At 43.3% G+C, this 3,968-nt stretch carries 4 protein-coding genes; 3 read left to right on the plus strand and 1 reads right to left on the minus strand.

What is annotated here, in order from left to right; genetic code table 11:
- The first annotated feature begins 246 nt into the window (after window positions 1–246).
- A complete protein-coding gene (locus tag FFM70_RS13690; protein ID WP_137617396.1) occupies window positions 247–507 on the plus strand; it encodes a DUF2187 domain-containing protein in 261 nt (86 codons plus the stop codon).
- 194 nt (window positions 508–701) lie between these two features.
- On the plus strand, window positions 702–2,114 hold the full coding sequence (locus FFM70_RS13695; protein ID WP_137617397.1) for an MFS transporter: 1,413 nt from the start codon (window positions 702–704) through the stop codon (window positions 2,112–2,114).
- A gap of 136 nt (window positions 2,115–2,250) precedes the next feature.
- On the opposite strand, the gene FFM70_RS13700 is transcribed toward FFM70_RS13695, so the two are convergent.
- A complete protein-coding gene (locus FFM70_RS13700) occupies window positions 2,251–3,156 on the minus strand; it encodes a metal ABC transporter solute-binding protein, Zn/Mn family (RefSeq protein ID WP_137617398.1) in 906 nt (301 codons plus the stop codon).
- A 170-nt stretch (window positions 3,157–3,326) separates the two neighbouring features.
- Between FFM70_RS13700 and FFM70_RS13705 the strand changes: the two genes are divergently transcribed.
- Window positions 3,327–3,857: a CvpA family protein gene (locus FFM70_RS13705; protein WP_137617399.1), complete on the plus strand. Its 531-nt coding sequence runs from the start codon at window positions 3,327–3,329 to the stop codon at window positions 3,855–3,857.
- The last annotated feature ends 111 nt before the right edge of the window (window positions 3,858–3,968 follow it).

A 3,968-nucleotide genomic window follows, 5' to 3' on the forward strand; every position in this document is an offset into this window, starting at 1 on the left:
CGAACACAGAAGTTAAGCTTCTTAGCGCCGAGAGTAGTTGGGGGATCGCTCCCTGCGAGGGTAGGACGTTGCCATGCAAACGAAGGAATCGATTAAGTTCGATTCCTTTTTTCGTGTCTACAAATTTTAATTTGATTGTTGACTGGCGCAACTATTGAAAATCCGGGCAAATTCGAGACCAATAATTGTTATTCACTTCATTAAGTGATATGTTATTAGCATATTTTATGAAGTGGAGTGATAGTCATGGCTAAAATTGCAGTGGGGGATCGGGTTAAGTGCCAGAAAAATGGTAATACCGATTATGATTTTTATGCTAAAGTCGAAAAGATTTATGAGAACTCCGCATACGTCACAATCACCCATTATGATGTACGGGACGATATTAATGTGGTTGAGTTACAGTATCGCGCAGTAATTTCATTGAAGAAGATGAAAATTGCACAACCAAGTGATGACGAAAAAGAAAAGATGCAGGCCGTGAGTGCGGCAATGCTCGCTGAATAAGCTAGTTGGGGACTAGTTATTTAAAGTTAATGATCATACTGAATTAATCGAAAGCTAAGTGAGGACCGCTGACAACACGTCAACGGTCCTTTTTTGACGGCTGGTGAAGCGTGACGTCTGTACAATAACTGCCAAAATGGTTACAATGGGACTTGTTAGTTGATAATAGTTCTAAAGTGAGAGAGGAAGATTTTATGGCTCAGACAAAAACAACGTTGACACTGACTGGGCGTCGGCGTTTCTGGTTTATTTTCACCTTATTGACAGGAACTTGGACGATGTCGATCAGCCAATCATCCTTATCGACGGTTTATCCGACCTTTATGCGCGATTTCGGTATCTCTGCGTCGACGGTCCAATGGTTAACGACTGGTTTTATGCTGACGATGGTCGTGATGATGCCGATTAGTCCTTGGTTATTGAACAATATTGGGTTTAAGAAATTATTTTTAACGGTTTTAGTTTTGTTTGATATTGGGTCAATTATTATTTACTTTGCACCGAGTTTCACGATTATGATGGTTGGTCGTCTGATTAAAGCAGCGGCGGTTGGCGTACTTTTCCCATCTTATCAGTCAATTCTTTTAACGATTACCCCTGAAAGCCAGCGCGGCTCAACGATGGGGCTAGCAGGCTTGGTCATGGGGTCGGCCTTGGCTTCAGGACCAATCATTTCTGGGGTGGTTTTGAAGTTCACGGACTGGCATGGGCTATTCTTAGTTTTTATCACCGTCGCAACAATCTTAATCTTTTTAAGCTTTGTCACGATTCAAGATGTGATGGTTAGCAAGCCTTCTAAGCTGGATTTAATTTCAATTTTGATGTTATTAGGTTTCGCTGGTATTTTATACGTGGTTAATGAGATTGGTAAGCCGGATGTAAACTGGACTTTGGGGTGGGGGTTACTGATTGTTTCAATAATCGCTGTGGCCTACTTTACTTACCGTCAGTTTCATCTAAAGACCCCGTTATTGGAGTTACGAGTCTTAAAAACGTTTAATTATGATTTGGCGATTTTCCTAACGGCGATTTCTTATATTGCTTTGATCGTTGTGACCATTATCTTCCCACTTTATTATCAAGGCGTCTTAAAGGTCTCACCATTTATTTCTGGGCTATCGTTAGTTCCGGGGGCGGTCTTCCTTAGTATTCTCAATCCATTAACTGGCCGTTTGGCAGAGAAATTCGGTTATAAGCAAATTATGCTGTTCGGGATGGCAATGATTGTTGTTGGTTGGCTGATTTTAGCCTTGATAACGACCAAATTAAATCTACTGACCATGATTTTAATTGCGGCACTAATCGAAGGTGGCAATGCGTTTGTCATGATGCCTGCAGTGACCTTAGGGGCTAACTCGTTACCTGATCGGCTGATTTCACACGGGACTGCTGTGATTACGACGGTTCGTCAGATTCTGGGTTCCGCTGGCGTCGCGGTGGCAACGCTACTCTTATCAAATGTAACTGCGGCGCAATTAAAAGCTGGTGTTCCAACGATGACGGCCAATCTACAAGGCTATCATGTCGTTTTCTGGACGATGCTGGGTGTTGAAATTGTCGGGTTTGTTTTGGCGTTACTTTTACGTGATGAACGTCAAAAAGGGTAAAAATGGTGCTGATCAAACATCAACAAAATGAGCCTGGGATACCCCCTAGGCTCATTTTGTATTTATAGCCGAAACGTGGAACAAAAGGCATGGATGCAATTGAGCTACGATATCAGAACGTCTCTTGTTCCACGCTTTAATTAGATTCAGCTTGAATTTTAGCTAACTGCTGATATTGTGCGAGCATCCAACTCTCGTAAGTTTGATGCGCTGGTAATGTTTCAGTCACTTTTAGGACTGGGACACCAGATTGATGCGCTAATTTAACCATATTATCAACGATATTACTGTCTGACTGGGTGTTTTCCACAAAGAAGGCAATTTTCCGTTGTTTAATGGCCGTCTGCATCTGTTGGATATCTTTTGGTGACGGATCAGCGCCTTCCTCAATTGCTTTCGCAAAGTGGGCGTTGCTGACCTGATACCCCATCGCCGCTAACGAGTAATCGAAGACCGGTTCGCTGACGGCAACTTTTTGACCATGTGCCTGTTGCTTCAATTGCGCAATTTTAGTGGCCAATGGCTTGAGACTAGCTTGATAGGCTTTCGCCTGTTTGAGAAAGTACTGTTTATGCTCGGGCTGAATTTTGGCTAATTCTAGGGCAATTTGATGCGCTAACTTTGGCATGGTCGTTGGGTCATACCACACATGTTCATTTGCCCCGTCCTTTTGACCGGCAATGGTCGTCCCAACTTGAATGACCTTAGCGTTGTCCGCTTTATTGACGATTAGCTTACTCATCCAGTCGTCATAGCCCAGGCCATTATAAATAATTAGGCTTGCTTTACTGGCAACTTTGGCAGTTTGCACGGTCGCTTCAAAGTCGTGGGGGTCAATTCCGGGTCGATTAATCACTGAGGTGACTTGGCCGTACTTACCGGCGACCTGTTTGGCAGTTTGACCATAGAAGTCTAAACTCGCAATGATTTTAATTTTACCGTTTGTCGTTGGTGTGGCTTGGGTCGTCGATTGACAACCGGCTAAGAGACCACCTAGTCCAATCAAAACGATCAAGCTTAATAGGAATTTTTTCAAAGGCACCTAAACGCTCCATTTCTGTTTTTTTAAATAGTAATCGTTACTATTAAACTTTAACGAATAAACGAATTTAAGTCAAGGTGCTAAGGAAAGTTTAATTTTGCGCAAATCTCACGCAAGTTCGGTGTAAACCTGCTAAAATAGCGTTACGACTTAAGAGAGGGGCAACCTGAATGATTTTTACCATTGTCATCTTATTATTACTAGTTATCGCAATAATGCGCGGCTTTCACCGGGGGTTTGTGATTGAAATCCTACACTTAGTAGGAACGGTGGCGGTCTTGATTTTTGCCCGCTTACTTTACCAACCGTTTGGCACGAGCTTGAGCAATTTCTTAAGCAATACCCACCTAGTCGAAGTGAGTGCTGGGAGTATTTTAGTTGTTAACATGGTGGCGTTCTTTTTGTTGATTTCAATTGGTTGGGCGGTCATCCGGATGCTTGGACGGGTTTCACGCAGTGTAACGTGGTTACCGGTGATTAAGCAGGTGAATAGCGTTGCTGGTGGGGTCGTCTCATTTTTGATTTCCTACCTAGTGATCTTCGTGGTGCTTTCATTGGCGAACCTCGTACCAACGACTTTTATTCAAACTCAGATGAGTCAATCAGCGGTGGCGACATTTATTGTCAATAAAACTCCCGGCCTGACAAGTCAAGCGCTCAGCGATGTTTTTAAATTTGAAACGACTACTCAGAATTCTTAAATTAGTAAGCGGATCGGCGTAACTGCTGGACCGCTTTTTTTGGTGCGCCCGGCATGGGTGATAACTAGGCGGTGTAAGTCCGCTGTGGGCCGTAGTAGTCGGAACCACGAG

The sequence above is a fragment of the Lactiplantibacillus nangangensis genome (assembly GCF_005405065.1).
In the GTDB taxonomy this organism is placed as follows: Bacteria; Bacillota; Bacilli; order Lactobacillales; family Lactobacillaceae; genus Lactiplantibacillus; species Lactiplantibacillus nangangensis.

Bases quoted from the DNA above. Each gene is read 5' to 3' on its own strand.
- FFM70_RS13690 (WP_137617396.1), top strand. From the start codon at position 247: ATGGCTAAAATTGCAGTGGGGGATCGGGTTAAGTGCCAGAAAAATGGT.
- FFM70_RS13695 (WP_137617397.1), top strand. From the start codon at position 702: ATGGCTCAGACAAAAACAACGTTGACACTGACTGGGCGTCGGCGTTTC.
- FFM70_RS13705 (WP_137617399.1), top strand. From the start codon at position 3,327: ATGATTTTTACCATTGTCATCTTATTATTACTAGTTATCGCAATAATG.